The following is a 20738-nucleotide window of genomic DNA, read 5'->3' as shown; positions in this document are numbered from 1 at the left end:
TCAGTCCACGTGCGCCAAATCACCACGCAACGCCACGCTGGACACCACCAGCCCGGCGCGGCACTGGAATTTTTCGGTGTCTTTGTAGAGGTCGCGCTTGTCGACACTGGCGATGTTGATCACCGCGTTTGCATCAGCTTTTTTCGCAGCGTCCTGCAAGGTCGCCAGGGCCGATTGCAGAGCCCAGAAGCAGGCGTCCTGATCCGATTTATTGGAGCCGTTGGTCTTGCGGCTGCTGCTCACGGTGTCGAGTTTTCGCACCTGCTTGGGCAAGGCTTCACCGGCCAGGTAGAACTTGACGCTACCGTCCAGCAGGCCGGCGTCGGTGGCACGTTTTACCCCTTCGCGAAAACTCAGATAGGTCGGCTCTTCAGCGCCTTGCTTGATGATGCCCAGTTCGTTGACCTGCTCGATGGTTGGATCGAAGGACAGTTCTTTGAGGACGTTGTCACGCAGTTTGTTGACCCAGCGGTTGTAGTTGCCGTGGATCTTGCCGTTCTTGTAGTCCAGGCCGTAGCTGCTGCGGTAGTCGATTTCGAACGAGGTCGGGGTGAACGGGATATCGACTTCGGCGTGGTGCCGGCCACGCACGGTGATGGCGGCCTTGATCATGCCCGGACGTACCGATTGCACGACCCATTCGCGGTCATTCAGAGCGGTAACGATGGCGCGGCTCATCTGCGATTGGGTGAAACCCAGGTCGGCGGAGAAGTCTTCCTTGGCGTTATACACCGGTTTGCTGGTGCAGCCGCCCAGCACAAAGGCCAGGGCCAGCAAGGCGACGATGCGGTGAAACTGAGTCATTCCCTTCACTCCATAGGTGGTTCAGGTCAGTGCCAGCGGCGGAAAATCAACGAGGTGTTGACCCCACCAAAAGCGAAATTGTTGTTCATCACGTACTCATTGCTCATCTGCCGGAATTCACCGCGCAGGTAATCGAGCTTGCCGCACTGCGGATCGATCTCATCGAGGTTAAAAGTATGTACGTACCGGTCGCGGTTCATCATTTCGATGCTGAACCAGGACTCCAGCGCGCCGCAGGCTCCCAGGGTGTGCCCGAGGAAACTCTTCTGTGAACTGATCGGCATGTGTTCGCCGAACAACGCGCTGGTTGCCAGTGTTTCGGCAATGTCGCCCTGTTCTGTAGCGGTGCCATGACCATTTACATAACCGATGGCGGTCGGTTCGAGCCCGGCGTCTTCCAGCGCCAGCTCCATGGCCCGGCGCATGGTGAGCTGCTCCGGGCGGGTGGCGTGCTGACCGTCGGCGTTGCTGCCGAAACCGACGATCTCGGCGTGGATATGTGCGCCGCGTGCCAAGGCGTGTTCGAGCTCTTCGAGCACCAGCATGCCGCCGCCTTCACCAATTACCAGGCCATCGCGGCCGGAGTCGTAAGGGCGAGGGCTGGTTTGCGGGGCATCGTTTTTCAGGCTGGTGGCATAGAGCGCATCGAACACCATGGCTTCGGTCGGGCACAGCTCTTCGGCACCGCCGGCGAGCATCAGCGGCAGGCGGCCGAACTTGATTGATTCGTAGGCGTAGCCGATGCCCTGGCTGCCGCTGGTGCAGGCGCTGGAGGTGGGGATCAGTCGGCCGGTGAGGCCGAAGAAGATGCTGATATTCGCCGCCGTGGTGTGCGGCATCATCCGCACGTAAGAGTTGGCGTTCAAGCCTTCGGCCACTGAGTTGAGCAGCATTTTGCCGAACGCCTTGATCTCGTCGGTGCTGCCGGTGGACGAGCCGCAGGAAACGCCCATGCGCCCGTCCTTGATCGACTCGTCACCCAGCAGACCGGCGTCTGCCAAGGCCTGTTCAGCCGCGCCAACGGCCAGGCGCGAGACGCGGCCCATGCTGCGCAGCTGCTTGCGGGTCCAGTGGCTCGGCACCTGGAAGTCGTCGATCGGCCCGGCCAGGCGGGTGTTGAGTTCGGTAAAACGATCCCACTCGTCCATGCGACGGATGCCGCTGCGGTTGGCCGCGAAGTTGCCGGCGATGGTGTCCCAGTCGCTGCCCAGTGAGGTGATGCCGGCCATGCCGGTGACGACGACGCGCTTCATCAGCACAGGCCTCCGTTGACGGCCAGAACCTGCCGGGTGATATACGACGCTTCCGCCGACATCAGGAAATTCACTGCACCGGCTACCTCTTCCGGGGTGCCCATGCGCTGTGCGGGGATCATTTTCATCAGTTCTTCCACCGGCACGTTTTCGTCGAGCATCGCCGTGTCGATCAGGCCGGGTGCGACACAGTTAACCGTGATTTTGCGCTTGCCCAGTTCGATCGCCAGCGCCTTGGCTGCGCCGATCAAACCGGCCTTGGAGGCGCTGTAATTGACCTGGCCGCGATTGCCGATCAACCCGGAAACAGAGGTGATGCAGACAATTCGTCCGGCGGCGCGACGACGGATCATCGGCATCATCACCGGGTGCAGCACGTTGTAGAAACCGTCGAGATTGGTGCGCATCACCAAATCCCAATCCTCTTCGCTCAGGGCCGGAAAAGCACCGTCGCGGGTCAGGCCGGCGTTGAGCACCACGCCGTAATAGGCGCCGTGGGTTTCGACATCGGCTTCAAGAATAGCTTTGCAACGGCCACGGTCGGATACGTCGAATTGCAGGATGCGAGCATTGCGGCCCAGACCCTCGACTTCGGCCTTGACGGCTTCGGCGTCCGCAAGGCCGCTGCGGCAGTGCAGCACGATGTCATGCCCGGCCCGGGCCAGACGCAACGCAATGGCGCGGCCGATACCACGGCTGGAGCCGGTGACCAGTACGGATTCAGTCATCACTCGACTCCTTGGGGTTCATGAAGATATTGCGCGGCTTGAGGCGGGCGGAACACGTTCAGCCGGGCAGTGGCGTGGATGCCGGGGGCGGTGAGGTGGCATTCGAACACACCCATGCCGTTGTCGTCTTCCAGCGAGCGTATTCCATGGATGGTCAACTCTGTGCCCGCGGGGAAGTGTTCTACGTTGCATTCGAATTTACGGGTGCCGAGCAGGAAACCCAACTCCACCGCATTGCCTTTCTGGCGTGCGTGGCAGCCGGCGTACGCGGCGACGCTCTGGGCCATCAACTCGATGCCGACCCAGGCCGGCAGGCTGCCGTCGGGGCGATTGAACAGTCCGTCGGGTTTGACGGTGAGTCGGGTGTGAATCTGCTCGTCATCGAACGACAGGATTTGCTCGATGAGGATCATGTCGCCAGCATGCGGCAGCAGTTCGGCGAGCGGCCAGGTAATCATGGAGCGTCTCCGATAATCAGGCTGACGTTATTACCACCGAAGGCAAAGGAATTGCTCATCAGATAGCGAGGTGCAATGGACGTCAGGTGGTCGGTCGGGGTCACCCAATGCAGGGCCGGCAATTTTGGATCGGGCTGGCCGTCCCAGATGTGGGGCGGCAGGGCACGCTCGTGATTGTCCGCGCTCAGGCTCAACCAGCAGAACGCTGCTTCCAAAGCACCGGCAGCGCCGAGGGTATGTCCAGTCATCGGTTTAGTCGAGGAGCAGGGTACGCCTTCCGCGAACAACGCTGTTACGGCCAGGCTTTCCATCGCGTCGTTGTGTTGGGTGGCGGTGCCGTGCAGGTTCAGATAACTGATCTGCTGCGGTTGCAGGCCCGCGCGGCTCAAGGCTTTGCGCATCGCTTGCAGGGCGCCACGGCCGGTCGGTTCCGGCGCGGAAATATGGTGTGCATCGGAGCTGGCGCCACTGCCGAGCAGGGCAATCGGTTGGCTGTTGCCGGCGCTTTTGCTCATCAGAAACAACACCGCCGCTTCGCCGATATTGATGCCGTTGCGGTTGGCTGAAAACGGGTTGCAGCGCTGTTCGGACACCGCTTCCAGAGCCGAGAAGCCGTTGAGGGTCAGCTTGCACAAACTGTCGACACCGCCGCACAACACGGCGTCGCACATGCCCAGGTCGAGCAGTCGTTGGGCACTCATCAGCGCGCGGGCGCTGGAGGTACAGGCGGTGGAAATGACATAGGCCGGGCCGCTCAATTGCAGCCAGTCGGCGAGAAACGTCGCCGGCGCGCCGAGTTCCTGTTGCTGATAGTCATAATCGGCGGGGAACTGATGCTCTCGGATGTAATGGGCCAGACCGCTGCTGGCCTCGTGAATGCCCGAGGTACTGGTACCGAGAATGACGCCGATACGGTCGCGGCCGTAGGTCTGGATCGCCTGCTCGATGTCTTCGCGAATTTGCAGCGCAGCCTCCAGCAACAATTGATTGTTGCGACTGCTTTGATGCGCCAGCTCAGCCGGAATCGGCGCCAGCGCACCGCGCACCGCCGCGACCGGCAGCGAGCGCTCCACGACCCAGCCGGCCTCGCTGCGCATGCCCGAACAATCGCCGGCAAACAGGTTGCGGGCGACTTCCTGCTTGTCGCGGCCCAGGGCGCAGATCACCCCGAGGGCGTTCAGATAGGCCGTCATGGCGTGTGCTCGCCTAACGGAGTGACGCGATATTGCGGGCCTTGGGACACGTTCAATTCAAAGCTCAGTGGTTGTGAATAGCTTGGTTGTGAATAGCGGATGTTCCAGCGCGGTGACAAGGACCGTTGCCCGCCCTCCTGCCGGGCGGCGGGATAGTTGCTGTGCAACTCGCCCGCAGGGGTCAACGCAAACAATAAGGCAGCGAACAGCTCCCGGGCTTCCGGATTGGGCGGCAGCAGACCGTCGGCCTGCCATTGGCCATCAATCAGTTTCTGCCGTGCCACGGGAATCCCCAAAGGGTCCATCATCGACCAGCGAATGCCTGGGCCTTCACGCTGGATCACCAGTAGCCAGTCCTGACGTTGCTCGGCCATCTGCCGTTCGATGTGCAGTTGCAGCGGCAACGCCAGGTTCGGGGTTCGCTCGGGCAGCGGTGCCTGGCTGGCGCAAGCGCTCAGCAACAGGACGCAACCCAGAAGCAGGAAACGGATCATCAGGCACACCCTTCAAGAGGCTTGCGCGCGACTACATTGACCAGTGTTTCTTCCCGCTGGCCAAAGGGTTTCGGCTGGCGCAAGCCGAAGCGTTCGAGCAGGCCGAAATCCTTGGCGCGACTCCACCACAAGTAAGGGTAAGACACGTTCTGCGGGCCGAATTCGAAACCCTGCCGACGAATCATGTCCAGATAGCCGGCGGCGCTTTTTTGCACGTGCATCGGGTGGCGGAACAGCCAGCGAATCACCCACGTATCAATGTAAGCCTCGGTGGACTCGGCGAACAGCAAATAGCCGCCCGGCTTGAGCACTCGATAGAACTCGGCCAGGGCCTGATCCTGCTCGACAAGGTGATGGAAGGTCTGATGACAGAACAACAGATCGACGCTGGCGTCCGGTATTTTGATGCTCGCGCAGTCACTGCCGATCAGCTCCACATCCATGCCCTGGCGGGCCGCTTCTTCGCCGCTCAGGTTCAGGCTGTGCGGGTCGGCATCCAGCCCGATCAGGCGCCGAGGCGCGAAGGTCTGGCGCAGGTACTGGAACGACTTGCCCTGGCCGCAACCGGCATCCAGTAATACCGGGTTGTCGGGCAATGGCGCGTTGAACAAGTCCCGCAAATCAGTAATTGCCACGCGCAATACATGGTGCTGCCAGGTGTGACTGCGCAGGAACCAGAAACCGAAACGGGTTTCTTCGACGTAGTTGTCGCTCAAATAACTCATGTCGGATCCTGTGCGCAAAGGTCCGAGATCATCCGCAGGCGACGTTTGGGTTCGCTGACGAACGGGTTGCGTTCATCCCAGGCATAACCCGCGAGGATCGAGCTGATCATACGGCGGATATCCGCTGTGCCGCCCTGATAGAAAATCACATCCTGGAAGGTCCCCGCGTACCAGCCTTCGACGTAGCAACGGAAGGTGTCGACGCCGCGCTTGAGCGGTTCGGCGAACTCGGTCTGCCAGTTGACGCTTTCACCTTGCAGTTGGCGGTGCAGTACCCCGGCGGCCATGCTCGCCGAACGCATGGCGATGGTCACACCGGAAGAGAACACCGGGTCGAGAAATTCCGCCGCGTTGCCCAGCAAGGCGAAACCTTGGCCGTGCAGGGTTTTGACGTTCGCCGAGTAGCCACCGATGGACCGCGCGGGTGTATCCCACACGGCGTTATTCAGTACACCGGCCAGGCTTGGGGTTTCGGCGATGAAACCGCGCAGGCAGTCGTCCAGATTCTCGGTACGGCCTTCGAAGTGTTCGGCAGCCGCCACCACGCCCACCGAGCAACGGCCGTTGCTGAACGGGATAGTCCAGAACCAGATATCGCGCTGGGTCGGATGGGTGGTAATGAGGATTTTCTCCCGGTCGAAAGCCGGGTTGTCGATACAGTCTTCGACGTGGGTGAACACGGCCTGGCGCACCGGGAAGTTCGACGGCGCTTCAAGGTCCAGCAAGCGCGGCAGCACGCGACCGTAGCCGCTGGCATCGAGCACGAAGTCGGCCTCGACGCGGTATTGGCTGCCATCTTCGCGAAGCACGTCGAGTTGCGGTTTCTGCAGGCTGAAATCAGCGCTGACAATGGCCTCTCCGTAACGGACATCGACACCTTGCAGCTCAGCCTGATCGGCCAGCAGCTTGTCGAAGTCGGCGCGCTGGACCTGGAATGTCGTCGGCTTGCCGTTGGTGAACGTGTCGCCGAAATCGAAGGCACTGTACTGATCGCCCCAAGCGAACGCTGCACCGTTTTTGCGCTGGAAACCCGCAGCATTTACCGCCTCGAGCATGCCGGCTTCTTCGACGAAATCCAGGCAGTGGGACAGCAGGCTTTCACCGATGGAAAACCGTGGGAAATGCTGGCGCTCGATCATCAGCACATCATGACCTTTACGCTTGAGCAGCGCGGCGGCGATGGCGCCCGAGGGGCCTGCGCCGATCACCAGTACCTGACGACGTTCCATTTCAACTGTTGGCACGGGTGCTCCTTGCCGGGGCGGCGATGTTCAAAGGGATTCGGTGCATGCCGGCCAGTGCCGGCAGCAGGGTTGCGATCAGGCCCATCAACATCAGCGCGAAATACAGCGCCTGGCTGATGAGCTGCTGTTGCAGCAGCAGGTTGAGAAAGACGATCTCGCTCAAGCCGCGAATATTCAGTAGAAGGCTTTCCCGCCAGCGGCTGGCACCTTCAAACGAGGCGCCAGCCCAGCCCAGACCCAGCCAGTTGCCCAGCAGTTTGCTGGCGATCGGCAACAGCAGGAGCGCGGCCAGTTGCACCCCGTCGAGACTGTCGATGGCGCTGTGCACGTTGATCTGCACGATGCCGAACGTGAGGATCAGCGGGATGGCGATCCAGGTCTGCAAACGGCTCATCCACGCCGCCGACAATGGCAGCACCAATGGCACCTTGAGCGCGGCCATGCACAGCAGATAGCCGATGCCGAAGATCAGCGCATTGAGCTTGAAGTGTTCGGCGACCACCAGCAGCGCGAAGAAGCAGCCGCTGTGCAGCAACGGTTGGCGCAACCCGAGCAGTCGCAGCAACAACGGCAGGCAGGCGCCGGCCAGCGGCAGCAAGAGGCTGCTCAGGTGCAGGCTGCCCTGGGCAAATGCGAACAGAGTCCAGCAGGTCAGGTCGATCAGGATCGCGGTCTGCACCAGACGCCGGGTGGCGGCGGGCGGGTAGTTGATGTGTCGCAGGTACAGATACAACACCGGAATCGCGGTGATGGCGAACAGCAGACCGACCGCCAGCGAGCTGATCCACGGCTGCGGCGGCAACAGCCAGACCGCAGTCGCCAGCCCGCAGGCAAACGGAATACAGAAACTCGGCAGGGCGATTTTCAGGCTTTGGCGTTCCAGTCGCAGGTCGATCACGTCGCTGAGGATGTGCCCCAACAGTAAGGCAAAGCTCAGGCTGTAGAGGTTCTTCAGCCAGTCCGGCGAGATCAGGTCGGCACCGCTCAGGTGCCAGCCCGGTTCGATCCAGAAGTACATCAGCAGCGGCAGGCCGAAGGTAGCCAGCAGCAACTGGCTGACGATCGGAATCAGACCGAAATGACGGCCGACACGGGTAGCCATGGCGAACAACACCAGGGCCATCAACCAGAACGCAGCGACCATCATGCTGCCTGCTCCGTAATCGGTGCGATGTGGACTTGTCGTCCGGCCCACGGCGCCAGAATGAAACTGAACGCCAGGCCGAGGCTCACCGACAGGCCGAAGTTGCTCACCGCCGGCGTGCTGGACACTGCCAGCAGGCCAAACGACAGCCAAGTGGTCACCGCCGCCAGCAAGGTACCCAGCAGACTCGCCGCGGCGCCGCCGATCTGTTCGCGCATGAGGATCGCGTAGTCGACGCTAATGGCCGTCACCAGCAACAGGCCGAACAGACTGAACAATGTCAGCGGCTGACCGAGCCAACCCAGGCTTGCCAGACTGCACAGAGCCGCCAGCAACGGCAGAGAGACGATTCGTAATGCGCCACCGAAACCGAATGGCAGGATCAGCACCAGCACGATCAGTACACAGGAGGCGAGTTTCAATTCAGCGGCGCTGATTTGAGTGGCGGCGAAAACCTGGTTCAGTTCGCCGAGGCGGTCCACCAATTCCACGCCCGGCAAGTCCTGCACCTGGACCCGCAACAGCGCGGGATTATTCAGGCCTTGCAGGCTGACCATCGCGGCCACGCCGTCATCGGTCGGCCCCAGCCACAGCGTGCGGTAGGGTTCGGCCAATGGACCGGCCAGCGCTGCGTCGATATCTTCGATGGGCAGCGCCTGCAACGTTGCCAACTCGGCCTGCAACGCGGCGGCCGGCACGCCGAGGTCGAGCAACGGTTGCCAGAACTGCGGCAGCTTGTTCAGTGCTTCACGCACTTTGCGCTGTTCGCTTGGCTGGCTGACCAATTGATTGAGCGCTAGATAGCCCTGAAGTTTTTCCAGATTGACCAACTGATCCAGACGCTCGCTCAGTGCCGTTTGGCGTTCGAGTAATTCCTGTTGATTGGCCGCGCGCACCAGGAAGAACTGGCTGGTGGGTTGATAGCCGGTGATGCGTGCGATGGTCTGGGCTTCGTCAGTCAGTTGCTGCGGCGTGCCGACCCATTGGCGAATGTCGTTTTTGCTCTGCAACTGCAACAGACCGCCGACACAGAAGGCGATCAACAGCGCCAGCAGTACCGGTGTGCGTACGTATTTGAGCAACGTTTCACGCAGCTCCAGCAACTTCTCGGCGATGCGCATCGGCCATTGCGCCGGTCGCAGATCCACGCCCTTGAGCAGCGCCGGCAATAGGCACACTGCCGACAGGTAGGCGCCAAGCAGGCCGGCGGCGGAGAACACGGCAATTTGGGTCAGAGCCGGGAACGGCGTCCAGGCCAGGGCCAGGTAGCCGATGCAACTGGTGATCAGGCTCAGCGTCAGCCCCGGCAGGGTCATGCGCAACGCCGGCCAACTGTGCCAGGGTTTCAGGCTCCAGCTTTTGGACAGGTAATGCAGCGGGTAATCCACCGCCACGCCGATCAGGCTTGAGCCCAGCACCAGCGTCATCACATGCATGTGACCGAACAGCGCCACACAGGCCACCGCGCCGAACAGCATGCCCACCAGCACCGGGACGAATGCCAGCAATACCCGCCAACGCCGGAAGGCCAGCAACAGCAGCAGCAGAATCCCGACCGTGGCGCCGCCGCCGACCCAGGTCATCTCGCGCGCGGCTTGCCGTTGACCGCTGGCGGCATAGAGCAGGCCACTGGCGGCGAGTAGTTGCACATCCGTCTGGGCGGCTTCTTCGCGACTGTGCTGGAGCAGGTCGGCCACTTGCAGCGGCAGGTTCATGTCGAATGCGTTGCCGGCGGTTCGCGCCCGCAACATCACCCAACTCTTGCCATCGGCATCGGCAACCAACGCACCACTGCCGATGTCCAGCTGCACCGAACCGTGCTGTGGCTGGCTGTTCTGGATGCGCCCGGTCAGGCCCAGCCAGTCATCCTGGCTCGGCACCAGGCTGAACCCGGTGAACGGGTCGAACAGGGCTTGCACCCGTTGCTGAATAAAGGCGTCGGGGTGCTCGATGAGTTGCTGTCGGTCGGCCGCCGACAACATCGCCAGTCGGCCTTGCAGCAATTGTGTGCGCAGCGCTGGCAAGTCGGCTTGCAGGTTCCACTGGACCTTTTCGAAGACGCCGCTGGCTTGCCATTGCTCGCCGAGTTTTTGCGCCATGGCGATGGCTTGCTGGCGGTCTTTATGGCCGACCAGCACCAGCATCTCCCGGTTCAGCGGTTCTTGCATGCGTTGTTCGGCGCGCAGTTCCAGCGCGTCCGGCGCCGTGCCTGGTACCAGTTCCATCAGGTTGGCCGACAGCGGCGCGTCGTCACGCCATTGCCAGCCCGCGAGTGCGAGCACCGCCAGCAGCAGGATCAGAAACAGCCGCGGCAGCATCCGTTCACTCAGCAAAGTCATGTTGCTCCGCATCGCTCAAAGGTTGTGCGCTAGTGCTTTCCTGCATGCGCAACAGGGTTCGGTCACCCTGGGTTTCGAGCAGCTCGATGCTATGCACCAGTTCGCCACCGTCAATGTTGATCTGATTGAACACCTGCTTGAGCAGCATCGAACGCGGGGTCAGGGTCAGCTTCCAGTTTTGTGCATCGCCGCTCAGCGACAGTTCGAAATCCCGTTGCAGGCCACTGCTGTCGCCTTGCAGCACCGCGAGGAACAAACGGTTCTGCTCGGCGCCGGCACTCTTGTTCGGCAGCATTTGCCAACCGTTGGCATCACGCCGGGCAATGCCCTTGTCGCTGATGCGATAGTCCTGTTGCAGCGGGGTTTTCAGCAGCCAGAGCAGGCCGTGATTCTTCGCCAAAACGAAGGTGCCCTTGCTGGTCAGCGGCTGGGGCAGGGCACGCAGGTGTTTTTCCTGGATGAAACTGCCGTGGATCACATCGGGTTTGGCCAGTTGATCGCTGAGTTGCTGTAGATCGAAGGCTTGCGCCAATGATGAGAGCCCGAGCAACGCTAAAACGCCAAGGCATTTGAACAGCGAATTCATGGCAGCACCCTTTCAACCGCATCGGTGAACACCTTCGGTGAAGCCAGAAGCATTTCGCGGCTGCTCATGTCGACGGCGACCTGCACGGAACAGGCGCGGGTCAGGCGCTCGCCGGTGGCCAGATCGCTGATCAGATAACTGATCTTCAGGCGGTTTTCCCACTCCACCAGGCTGGCGCGCACATTCAGCTTCTGGCCGAACACGGCACCACGCACATAGCGCAGTTGCAAATCGATCACCGGCCACGCGTAACCCGACGCCACCATGGCGTCGTAGTTGTGGCCGATCTTGTCCAGCAGCGCACAGCGGGCGACTTCCAGGTATTTGACGTAATGGCCGTGCCAGACCACGTTCATGGTGTCGACGTCAAAGAACGGTACGAGGATTTCCGTGTCGGTGTGAAGCACTCCCTTGCTACGCATGCAGCCTCCAGTGTTGTTCGGCGATGCGTTGCAGGCACAGGCGCAATTCGCCTTCCAGGGCACGATCTTCGATGACCGGCGGGAAGTCCTTGGCCAATTCTTCGTGCATCGCGGCCAGGGCCGGTGGCAGTGGGCGCGCGTCTTCAGCCTGGCCGCGTAGCCAGACGCCTTGGTTGGCGGCCAGCAGCGTCGCGGCGGCGACCTGTTCCGTCAGCTCCAACACGCGGATGGCGTCGCGGGCGGCGATGGTGCCCATGCTGACTTTGTCCTGGTTGTGGCACTCGGTGGAACGCGAGAAGACGCTGGCCGGCATGGTGTTTTTCAGGGCTTCGGCGGTCCAGGCGCTGGTGCCTATCTGCACGGCCTTGAAGCCGTGGTTGAGCATCGCGCGGTCGGCGGTGGCGCCAGACAGATTGCTCGGCAAGCCATGGTTGTAACGCTCGTCCACCAGCAGCGCGAGCTGACGGTCGAGCAAGTCGGCGACGTTCGCCACCAGGGTTTTCAGACTGTCCATGGCGAACGCGATATGGCCGCCGTAGAAGTGCCCGCCGTGCAGCACGCGTTCGGCTTCGGCGTCGATGATCGGGTTGTCGTTGGCGCTGTTGAGTTCGATCTCGATGAACGAGCGCAGCCAGTTCAGGCTGTCGGCCAATACACCGAGCACATGCGGTGCACAACGCAGGGAATAGCGGTCTTGCAGGCGATGCAGCGGCGCGGTCGGCGCATCGATCGCCAGGTCTTTGCGCAGCCACGCGGCGACTTGCATCTGCCCTGGATGAGGTTTGGCGGCGAACAGACGCTCGTCGAAGTGCTCCGGGTTGCCCTGCAAAGCGACCACGTTAAGCGCGGTGATGCGCGTGGCCAGTTGCAGCAGGTAATCGGCGCGGGCGTAAGCCAGGCAGGCGAGGCCAGTCATCACGGCAGTGCCGTTCATCAGCGCCAGTGCTTCTTTGGGGCGCAATACCAGCGGCTCCCAACCCAGTTCGCGGTGCACATCGGCGGCTTGTCGACGCTCATCACGGAACATCACTTCGCGTTCGCCGGACAAAGTCGCGGCGACATAGGACAGCGGCGTCAGATCACCGCTGGCGCCCACCGAACCTTCTTCCGGAATCAGCGGCAGAATGTCGTGTTCGAGGAAGGCTTGCAGACGCTCCAGCAGCTCCACGCGTACCCCGGAAACGCCGTGGCACAGCGACTGCAAACGCGCTGCCAGCACCGCGCGAGTGGCTTGGGCGTCGAGCAGTTTGCCCAGGCCGCAACCGTGGAAGGTATACAGGTGACGGGGCAGGGCTTCGACGTGGTGCAGCGGCACCGCTACCACGCAGGAATCGCCATAACCGGTGGTCACGCCATAGATCACGCCTTCCTTGTCCAGCAGGGAATCAAGGAACTGCGGGCCCTTGGCGATGCGCTGGCGAAACTCAGCGTCGCTCTGCAACTGCGTCGGCACCTGACGGTTGGCCAGGGCCAGCACGTCTTCGATGCGCAAAGGGAGTTCGCCGAAGGTTACCGGCTCAAGCGTTGGCGTCGTCATCGATCTTCCAGAAAGGGTAAAAGTTGAACCATTGTTGGGGCGCTTCGAGGCAATAGTGACCCAGGCGTTCGGCGTAGCGGGAGGCCCACTGATGAATGACCTGTTCGCGGTCGCTGCGTTTCCACACGATGGCATCGGCGAACGGTTCGAGGGTCAGTCGATAGTCGCCCGTGGGTTTCTTCAGGCACAGCATCAGGTTGATCGGGCATTTCAACAGACCGGCCAGCAGCCACGGGCCTTGCGGGAACGCTGCCTGATGACCGAGAAAATCCACCGTGACACTGCGCCCGCCATGCAGCGGCACGCGGTCGCCGGCAATCGCCAGCCATTCGCCGCGCTCGAGGCGTTCATGCAGTTGCAGCATGATCACCGGGTCCAGCTCGCTGACCTGAATCAGCCGCAGATTGGTCGCCCCGGCTTCGCCCAGCAGACGGTTGAATTGTTCGGCGTGCTTGGTGTGCACCAGCACGTTCATGGTGACTTTCTCACCGATCTCGGCCAGCGCCCGACAAACCTCGAGATTGCCCAGGTGCGCGCCCACCAGCATTTGCCCGCGTGTGCCGCGCAGTTTATTGCGCAGCAGTGCCGGGTCGATGATTTCGATTTGATCGATGCTCAGCTTGCCGTTCCACACATCGAGTTTGTCGAGCATGGAGTCGGCGAAGGCCATGAACTGGCCGAATACCCGCCAATGGCTCGGGCGCAATTCGCTACGACCGCTCCAGTCGGCAAGCCGCTGCTGATATTGCCAGGCACTGTGGCGGGCGCTGCGCCCGAACAGGAAAAAGTACAGCACGATGCCGTACAGCAATGGGCTCAGCAGTCGACGACCCAACACTTTTGCACAGAGCGCGGTGAACTTCATCAGCCAGAAACTGCCACGCTCCTGGCGGTCGGCCCAGTGCTGTTTGTCTGCGTTGTCGCTCATGCTCGCCACCGTCGCCAGAGGATCACCGGTGCCCGCAGCAACATGCCGAAGAACAGCCGGGTGTGCATGCTCGAAATCAGTACATTGTCGTGGAACAGGCGGAAATGCGAGACGCCATCCAGAGGGTAATGGACCCTGGTTTTCAGCCACTGCATCGGCTGATTGCGCCAGGCCAGGCGCACCAGGATGTCGGAGTCGAAGTCCATGCGCTTGCCGATCCTGGCCGAGTCGATCAGTGCCAGGGTTGGCGGCAACGGGTAGACGCGGAAGCCGCACATCGAGTCGCGAATCTGCAACGACAGGGTGTTGATCCATACCATCACATGAGTCAGGTAGCGGGCGTACAAACGCCCCTTCGGGACGCTGGCGTCATATTGCGGATAACCGCAGATCACTGCCTCTGGATGGGTCCGCGAATGCTCGATGAAGACTTTGACGTCTTGCAGGTCATGCTGGCCGTCGGCGTCCACCTGCAAGGCATGGCTGAAGCCCAGGCGCGAAGCTTCGCGCAAACCGGTCATCACCGCGCCGCCCTTGCCTTGATTGATGGTGAGCCTGATCAGGTAAACCCGGTCACGCTGGGCCAGTCGGTCAAGGACCTTGGCGCAGGCCGGGCTGCTGGCATCATCCACCAGAATGCATGGCAGGCCACTGGCAAGCAGGGCATCGACCACGGCAGTGATCGCGGTTTCGTGGTTGTAGACCGGGATTACGGCGCAGGGGTTATGCATGATGACGTGCATCTGAAGGATCGAGGTGGCTGCATCGCGAGCAGGCTCGCTCCCACAGGGAATTCGTGTTTAACAGAGATCCAATGTGGGAGCGAGCCTGCTCGCGATTGAGTGCGTAGCACTCACCAAAGTTATGCATCGCTGGCAGTCTCCAGCAAAATCCGCCCGCTGGAGCAGGTGGCGGTTTCATTGCGATAGGCGAAATACAATTTGCTGCGCGCCGAGTCGAAGCGCAGGTGCAGCTGGATTTCGTCACCGGGCCGCACCAGTTGCTGGAACTTCAGCACTTCCATACCGGCGAATTTTGCCGGCAGATCCATCAATTGCTGGCCCAGGCTCAATGCCCAATCCACCTGCACCACGCCGGGTAATACGGGTGCCCGGGGAAAGTGACCACTGAAATACGCCAAGTCTGGCGGGACGGCCAGTTGCAGGCTCCACTCGCCATCGACTTCAAGCTGCTCCAACACTTGCGGTGCCTTTGGGCGGGGCGCCAGCAGCAAGGCTTCAACCTCGGCCTGGGGCAGTTTGCCTTGCGCGTTCAGCGGCAGTTGCCGCAACAAGCGCCAGCGGCGTGGCAGGGCCAGCGTTTCACAATGCTGATTCAGATGCTGACGCAAGGCTTGAGTGAGGCTGCGTCGACCCTGATTGCGCAAGGCATGCAGGCCTTGCTCGCTGAGTACCAGCAGCGCCCCTAATGAGGCGCGGTTTTCCTGAACCACACCGAGGCGCGCTTCGACGACCCAGAGGTGCGCCATCAGCGCCTGTTCGAGCATCGGTAGCGAGATACGTTTTTCTTCCAGTTTGACGATTCGGTCCAGCCGTCCCAGCAGCTCGAAACGGCCGTCGGCGGCGATGCGTGCGGCGTCGGCGGTGTGTTCGATATGGCCGGCCGGCAAGTACGGTGAGGCGATAAGCAGGGCGCCATCGCTGTCCTGGCTCAGCGCAACATCGACGAAGGGTTGCCAGAGATTCTGGCCCTGACGCCAGGCGATGCCGCCAGTTTCCGAGCTGCCGAAAATTTCTGTCGGCCATTGTTGCAAGCGTTCATGCAGGCTTTGCGCCGCTTCGGCGGGCAACGCGCCACCGGAGGAAAATACTCGGCGCACTGCGCTCAGCGCTGGCCAGTCGAGGTTGTCGCCCATGCGTTTGAGCAGCGCCGGGCTGGCGACCCAGGCGAAGGCCGGGTGTTCGCGGCTGGCGCGTTGCAGGTCTTCCGGGAAGGCCAGTTGCTTGCGCACGAACGAGCGCCCGGCGCATAGCGGCCACAGCACCCGAAACAGCAACCCGTAGATGTGTTGAGTGGCGACGCTGCCGATGATGCAGGCCTCGCCCAGATCTGCGCCCCACAGGTGCTCCAGCGCTTCGACTTCATTGGCCAATTGGCGCAGGGTTTTAGAGATGCGCTTGGGTTCGCCACTGGAGCCGGAGGTGCACAGGCTCAACTGACAGCGATCCAGATCCAGAGGGCTGGCCGGCAATGGTGAATGCCTATAATCGCTCAAATGAGCATCATCGGTCTGATCGGTCAGCCACAGATCGACCTCGGTCGACCAGCGCTGGCGAGTCTGCGCTTGCAGGTCGGCGGGCAGCAGTACGCTGACCCCGGCACGCCAGGCGCCGAGCAGGGCAATGGCCAGGTCGGCGGCGTCCTCAAGGTGCACGGCGATGCGCCGCACTCCCTGCGCTTGCAGGCCGGCGGCCAGGCTCAGGGCCTGTTCGCACATCTGTGCATGATTCAGCGCAGGTTCCGCCGTTACAGCACGGTCCGGCTGAGCCTTGAGCAACAGTTGCTCAAGTGTTATCCAATTCATGGGCGGCCTCTTACCCGTTGTCGTATGAGCCATTCAATGGCAAACATCAGGCCGATCAATCCATAGGAGATCAGGCCGGTGTACAACATCCACCAACTCAGCGGCGCCCAAAGAGTCAGGGCGGCGGCGCACAAGCCGTTGCAGAGAAAAAACACGCTCCAGGCAATCGTCACCTGGCGGGTGTAGCGAATGGCCCTTACCGGTAGTTCCGGCTCTCGCAGACGGGCCAGGCGTTCAATCATCGGTGGGCCGTATTTCAGGCTCAGGCTGAACAGCGCCAGCATGAAGGCGCTGATCAGCACCGGGTACCAGCGCAGCAGCACCGGGCTGTCGAACAGCGCCAGCAGCAGACAAAACCCGATGGCGACCGTGGCCATCCACAGGCTTCCGGGACGCCGTTCGCCAGTCAGCGCTCGCGCCAGCCACAGGCTACCCAGCAGCAGACCGAACTGCCACGGGGCAAAATGCTCCATGCCGAAATACACCGCAAAGGGGTACAACAGGCCTGCCAGCAGCAGGCCCAGGCCGATCAGTCGGCTCATGCGGCTGGTTGAACCAGGCGGTAGACCGCCTCGACCACGTCGCTGACGGTACGCACCGATTTGAATTCTTCGGCGGCGATTTTCTTGCCTGTCTGGCGTTTGATGTGATCTATCAGGTCGACCGCATCGATGCTGTCGATTTCCAGATCCTGATACAGGTTGGACCCCAAGCTGATGCGCTCGGGCTCCAGCTCGAAGAGTTCGACCAGAGCATCGCGCAGGGTATTGAAAATATCGTCACGAGTTTGCATGGTCCGGTCTCAAGCTGCCTGTTTTGCAGTGACGAACGCCGCAAGGCTCGCCACGTTGGTGAAGTGATTACGGGTGTCCTTGGCGTCGGCATCGATTTTGATGCCGTACTTTTTCTGGATCGCCAGGCCGAGTTCCAGGGCGTCTACCGAGTCCAGGCCCAGGCCTTCGCCGAACAGTGTCTGGTCATCGCCAATGTCGTCGACGCTGATGTCTTCGAGGCCCAGGGCGTCAATGATCAGTTCTTTGATTTCACGGTGTAGATCGCTCATCTTCGGCGAGCTCCTTAATAAAGTAATGGTGCAAATAATCATTGAGCTTGCGCGAGGCCTGGGGCGCGGGCCCCTGCGTAGCGAAGGCCTGTGGGTCTATATCGGCCCCGACACGAAAACTGAAGTGCACGCGGCGTTTGGGAATCCGATACCAGGGTTCGGCCTTGGTCAATGTGGTCGGGCTGACCTTGATGATCACCGGGGTGAGGATTCTCGCACCGCGCAAGGCGATTGCCGCGCCCCCCCGATGAAAGGCCGGCGATTTGCCAGGTTGGGTGCGGGTGCCCTCGGGGAAAATGATCAGGGTCTGACCGCTTTTCAGCGCGTCCGCAGCGGCGTCGAGCATGTCCATGCTGCCGTCGTTGCTGATGTAATCGGTACGGCGTAGCGGGCCGCGGGTGAACGGATTTTCCCAGAGGCTTTTCTTGACCACGCAGTTGGCGTGGCCTACCAGGCCGATCAAAAACACCACATCGATCAGCGAGGGGTGATTGGCGACGATCATCTGGCCTGGCCGTCCGAGCTTTTCCGCCCCCTGAATGTCATAGGTCAGCACGCCAGTGCGAGCCATGAATCGAATGAAAAACCAGAAACACCGACTGACGGTCTGTCGTGCCCGCTGACGATGGGCCTGGGCGTCTCCCGGCAGGCAGTTCAACAGCGGGAACACCAGTCGCAGGCAAAGCCCGCCCAACCCGAACAGGGTGAAGCTTGCGGCAGTGGCCAGCAGACGCCAGTAATAAGCGTCGCGGTTTTTATCGGTTACGGGTTGCGTTGCCAGGTCCATAGACGATTTTTCCAGGCATGTTGGCAGGTGGTCTGCTGGCCGAGCAGGGTACGTAACAGATTCAGGGCATGAGGCCAGTGGGGTTTGGACAACGCTTGTGAGGTGCTGTTCAGCGACAGCTGCCACTGATTGCCGGGCGTGATCAGCAGGCCGACCGCGTAAGGGAATGGCACGTCGTCGATCCAGGCCGAGTAGGCCGCGGGCGGTTGTTCTTCAGTCACTACCAGCAGTACTGCAGGCGCTCCTTCGTCAAGCAATGCCGCCGCCTCTAGCATGCCATGTTCAAGGCCATCGCCAGCTGCGGCGAGGGCCGTCATCTCGCTGGTTTCACCACGCATGATCGACCATAGGCCAATGACCGCATTGTGCACCGACAGGCTGAACTGGGTGGGCGACAACGGTTGGTCAGTCGCCAGATCGCTGAGAATTTCGAAAGTGCGTGGTGTTTCGCCGTGGCGGGAAATAAAGACCAACGGCAGGTCCTGGCGACCATCGGCCAAAGGCCAGGCGACACTAAACGCCATCCGCGCCAGACGGCTGAGTCGCCGACGCTGCATGGCCGGCAGAAACGATACATCGGGGGCGGCATCGCTAGGCTCGAGCACGACCGGTTGTCGGCTCCAGGCCTGCCAATCATCCACGCTTTCAAGCCCCGGGGCCCACGCGCGCCATTGGGCGATGTTGAAGTTGATCACAGACATTTCATCCCGCCCCTGCGGGCTTCCTTGACGTGGTGAGTCGCAAAAACCGCGGCTGACCTTACGTGGCGCTTAACGCCGAGTGGCGCGCATTATCCCGGTGCAGCGGGCGTGTAGCAAATGCTGGTTGCATTTTGCGCAACGAAATGTACCGTCTGGTTCGCGAAAAAGCTGTCGTTTGGCCATTATCTACGTTGCAGCGGACATGTCTGTCAGCTCTATCGGCTGTCGATGGACGAGTTGGCGGCTTTTTTCGCCGGATATTTTCCAATGACTGTGTAGTCCTGATGCCGGCAAGGTAGCTAAGCAGCGCCGTGGACTACTACACTCGGTCATTCTTTGATACACGGAGGTTTTGACATGCGGCGCGTGGTGTTCAATCAGAAAGGTGGCGTGGGCAAGTCAAGCATTGCCTGTAATCTGGCGGCGGTTAGCGCCAGCGAAGGCTATCGCACGCTGTTGGTGGATCTCGATGCTCAGGCCAACTCCACTCAATACCTGACGGGACTCACCGGTGATGATATCCCGATGGGGATCGCTGACTTCTTCAAGCAGACTCTGTCCTCGGGTCCGTTCTCGAAGAAAAACCAGGTCGACATCTATGAAACCCCTTTCGACAACCTTCACGTCGTTACCGCCACCGCCGAGCTGGCTGATTTGCAGCCCAAGCTTGAGGCCAAGCACAAGATCAACAAGCTGCGCAAATTGCTCGAGGAGCTGGACGGCGATTACGACCGAATCTACCTCGATACGCCGCCAGCACTGAATTTTTATGCCGTCTCGGCCTTGATCGCCGCTGATCGTGTACTGATTCCCTTCGACTGCGACAGTTTCTCGCGCCAGGCGCTGTATGGCCTGCTGGCGGAAATCGAAGAATTGAAGGAGGACCACAACGAAGGGCTGGAAGTTGAAGGCATCGTCGTCAACCAGTTCCAGGCCCGCGCCAGTTTGCCTCAGCAAATACTCGACGAACTGATCGCCGAAGGGCTACCGGTGTTGCCGGTGTACCTGGCCAGCTCGGTGCGCATGCGCGAATCCCACCAGGCCAACACGCCGCTGATCCACCTCGACCCGCGGCATAAACTGACCCAGCAGTTCGTCGACCTGCACAACCTTCTCGAAAACGCCTGATTCCTGCAAACAACACCGAACCACTGTGGGAGCGAGCCTGCTCGCGAAAGCGGAAGTCCAGTCAACAGAGATGTTGAATGCGAAGCCCTCTTCGCGAGCAGGTCGAATCGTCGCACCGTCGCTCCCACATTTATTTGTGGTGGCTCTAAATCCCTTGGCTACGCAGCCAGCTCATCAATTGGGGTAACGGGAAGGCTCCGCTCTGGCGAGCCACTTCCCGGCCATTCTTGAACAGAATCAGGCTCGGGATCGAGCGAATCCCCAATTGCGCCGACAACTGCTGATTCGCCTCGCTGTCCAGCTTGGCCAGCCGACATTTGCCCGCCAATTGCCCCGCCGCCTGCTCGAACACCGGCGCAAACGACTTGCACGGCCCGCACCAGTCCGCCCATACGTCCACCAGCAACGGCAGGTCGCCCTTGATCTGACTGGCGTAATCGCCTTGCTTCAATTCAAACGGCTTGTTGAGCAGGACTTCGGCCTTGCAGCGGCCGCATTTTGGATGGTCGTCGAGGCGTTCGGCGGGGATGCGGTTAAGGCCGTTGCAGTGGGGGCAGGGGATTAGCAGTGGTTCGGGCATGATTGGTTCTCAGTTGGGCAGTCTATGCAACTGATCTGGAGTCGAAGGTGGTCATTATCAAGGCGATAGGTTGTAGGCC

The 20738-nt window shown here is 61.2% G+C and carries 23 protein-coding genes; 1 reads left to right on the top strand and 22 read right to left on the bottom strand.

The window, feature by feature from the left end; genetic code table 11:
* The 21 genes from AB4O41_RS14660 to AB4O41_RS14560 form a co-directional block, all read right to left on the bottom strand.
* Positions 1–804, bottom strand: a complete 804-nt coding sequence (locus AB4O41_RS14660) for a hypothetical protein (protein ID WP_460143686.1) — start codon at positions 802–804, stop codon at positions 1–3.
* A gap of 26 nt (positions 805–830) precedes the next feature.
* Complete coding sequence (locus tag AB4O41_RS14655) at positions 831–2057, bottom strand: beta-ketoacyl-ACP synthase (protein ID WP_460143685.1); 1227 nt, start codon at positions 2055–2057, stop codon at positions 831–833.
* The gene (gene fabG, locus AB4O41_RS14650; RefSeq protein ID WP_460143684.1) at positions 2057–2785 is read right to left on the bottom strand and encodes a 3-oxoacyl-ACP reductase FabG; all 729 of its coding nucleotides are present in this window, start codon (positions 2783–2785) and stop codon (positions 2057–2059) included. The genes AB4O41_RS14655 and fabG overlap by 1 nt, the downstream gene beginning before the upstream one ends.
* Positions 2785–3243: a hotdog family protein gene (locus AB4O41_RS14645; RefSeq protein WP_201061436.1), complete on the bottom strand. Its 459-nt coding sequence runs from the start codon at positions 3241–3243 to the stop codon at positions 2785–2787. The genes fabG and AB4O41_RS14645 overlap by 1 nt, the downstream gene beginning before the upstream one ends.
* Positions 3240–4436, bottom strand: coding sequence for a beta-ketoacyl-[acyl-carrier-protein] synthase family protein (locus AB4O41_RS14640; protein ID WP_460143683.1), 1197 nt, complete (start codon positions 4434–4436; stop codon positions 3240–3242). Before AB4O41_RS14640 ends, AB4O41_RS14645 begins: the two co-directional genes overlap by 4 nt.
* The gene (locus AB4O41_RS14635) at positions 4433–4930 is read right to left on the bottom strand and encodes a hypothetical protein (protein ID WP_460143682.1); all 498 of its coding nucleotides are present in this window, start codon (positions 4928–4930) and stop codon (positions 4433–4435) included. The genes AB4O41_RS14640 and AB4O41_RS14635 overlap by 4 nt, the downstream gene beginning before the upstream one ends.
* Positions 4930–5655 carry a class I SAM-dependent methyltransferase gene (locus AB4O41_RS14630; protein WP_460143681.1) on the bottom strand — a complete coding sequence of 242 codons (726 nt, stop codon included), beginning with the start codon at positions 5653–5655 and terminating at the stop codon, positions 4930–4932. The genes AB4O41_RS14635 and AB4O41_RS14630 overlap by 1 nt, the downstream gene beginning before the upstream one ends.
* The gene (locus AB4O41_RS14625; RefSeq protein WP_460143680.1) at positions 5652–6899 is read right to left on the bottom strand and encodes an NAD(P)/FAD-dependent oxidoreductase; all 1248 of its coding nucleotides are present in this window, start codon (positions 6897–6899) and stop codon (positions 5652–5654) included. Before AB4O41_RS14625 ends, AB4O41_RS14630 begins: the two co-directional genes overlap by 4 nt.
* Positions 6886–8046: a sodium:proton antiporter gene (locus AB4O41_RS14620; RefSeq protein WP_460143679.1), complete on the bottom strand. Its 1161-nt coding sequence runs from the start codon at positions 8044–8046 to the stop codon at positions 6886–6888. The genes AB4O41_RS14625 and AB4O41_RS14620 overlap by 14 nt, the downstream gene beginning before the upstream one ends.
* Positions 8043–10382, bottom strand: a complete 2340-nt coding sequence (locus AB4O41_RS14615; protein ID WP_460143678.1) for an MMPL family transporter — start codon at positions 10380–10382, stop codon at positions 8043–8045. Before AB4O41_RS14615 ends, AB4O41_RS14620 begins: the two co-directional genes overlap by 4 nt.
* On the bottom strand, positions 10366–10968 hold the full coding sequence (locus tag AB4O41_RS14610; protein ID WP_460143677.1) for an outer membrane lipoprotein carrier protein LolA: 603 nt from the start codon (positions 10966–10968) through the stop codon (positions 10366–10368). The genes AB4O41_RS14615 and AB4O41_RS14610 overlap by 17 nt, the downstream gene beginning before the upstream one ends.
* Positions 10965–11390 (bottom strand): acyl-CoA thioesterase, encoded by a 426-nt coding sequence (locus tag AB4O41_RS14605; protein WP_460143676.1) that lies wholly within the window; start codon positions 11388–11390, stop codon positions 10965–10967. The genes AB4O41_RS14610 and AB4O41_RS14605 overlap by 4 nt, the downstream gene beginning before the upstream one ends.
* Positions 11383–12927 carry an HAL/PAL/TAL family ammonia-lyase gene (locus tag AB4O41_RS14600; RefSeq protein WP_460143675.1) on the bottom strand — a complete coding sequence of 515 codons (1545 nt, stop codon included), beginning with the start codon at positions 12925–12927 and terminating at the stop codon, positions 11383–11385. Before AB4O41_RS14600 ends, AB4O41_RS14605 begins: the two co-directional genes overlap by 8 nt.
* Positions 12908–13855 (bottom strand): LpxL/LpxP family acyltransferase, encoded by a 948-nt coding sequence (locus AB4O41_RS14595; RefSeq protein ID WP_460143674.1) that lies wholly within the window; start codon positions 13853–13855, stop codon positions 12908–12910. The genes AB4O41_RS14600 and AB4O41_RS14595 overlap by 20 nt, the downstream gene beginning before the upstream one ends.
* Positions 13852–14586: a glycosyltransferase family 2 protein gene (locus AB4O41_RS14590; RefSeq protein WP_460143673.1), complete on the bottom strand. Its 735-nt coding sequence runs from the start codon at positions 14584–14586 to the stop codon at positions 13852–13854. Before AB4O41_RS14590 ends, AB4O41_RS14595 begins: the two co-directional genes overlap by 4 nt.
* A 131-nt stretch (positions 14587–14717) precedes the next feature.
* Entirely contained in the window at positions 14718–16400 is a 1683-nt protein-coding gene (locus tag AB4O41_RS14585) for an AMP-binding protein (protein ID WP_460143672.1), read from the bottom strand.
* Positions 16397–16942, bottom strand: coding sequence for a COG4648 family protein (locus tag AB4O41_RS14580; protein ID WP_460143671.1), 546 nt, complete (start codon positions 16940–16942; stop codon positions 16397–16399). The genes AB4O41_RS14585 and AB4O41_RS14580 overlap by 4 nt, the downstream gene beginning before the upstream one ends.
* A complete protein-coding gene (locus tag AB4O41_RS14575) occupies positions 16939–17193 on the bottom strand; it encodes an acyl carrier protein (protein WP_007903178.1) in 255 nt (84 codons plus the stop codon). Before AB4O41_RS14575 ends, AB4O41_RS14580 begins: the two co-directional genes overlap by 4 nt.
* Positions 17194–17202: 9 nt before the next feature.
* On the bottom strand, positions 17203–17463 hold the full coding sequence (locus AB4O41_RS14570; RefSeq protein ID WP_123721556.1) for a phosphopantetheine-binding protein: 261 nt from the start codon (positions 17461–17463) through the stop codon (positions 17203–17205).
* A complete protein-coding gene (locus AB4O41_RS14565) occupies positions 17444–18250 on the bottom strand; it encodes a lysophospholipid acyltransferase family protein (RefSeq protein WP_460143670.1) in 807 nt (268 codons plus the stop codon). The genes AB4O41_RS14570 and AB4O41_RS14565 overlap by 20 nt, the downstream gene beginning before the upstream one ends.
* Entirely contained in the window at positions 18226–18951 is a 726-nt protein-coding gene (locus tag AB4O41_RS14560; RefSeq protein WP_460143669.1) for a beta-ketoacyl synthase chain length factor, read from the bottom strand. Before AB4O41_RS14560 ends, AB4O41_RS14565 begins: the two co-directional genes overlap by 25 nt.
* 357 nt (positions 18952–19308) lie before the next feature.
* On the opposite strand from AB4O41_RS14560, the gene AB4O41_RS14555 reads away from it, so the two are divergent.
* The gene (locus tag AB4O41_RS14555; RefSeq protein WP_008009127.1) at positions 19309–20079 is read left to right on the top strand and encodes a ParA family protein; all 771 of its coding nucleotides are present in this window, start codon (positions 19309–19311) and stop codon (positions 20077–20079) included.
* Between the two features lie 145 nt (positions 20080–20224).
* Here AB4O41_RS14555 and trxC read toward each other — a convergent pair whose 3' ends face one another.
* The gene (gene trxC / locus AB4O41_RS14550) at positions 20225–20659 is read right to left on the bottom strand and encodes a thioredoxin TrxC (RefSeq protein ID WP_460143668.1); all 435 of its coding nucleotides are present in this window, start codon (positions 20657–20659) and stop codon (positions 20225–20227) included.
* Positions 20660–20738 lie beyond the last annotated feature (79 nt).

It is taken from the genome of Pseudomonas sp. S2_A02 (assembly GCF_054668495.1).
Note: the sequence above shows the minus strand (reverse complement) of the source record. Positions and strands in the feature narration are given on the sequence as shown.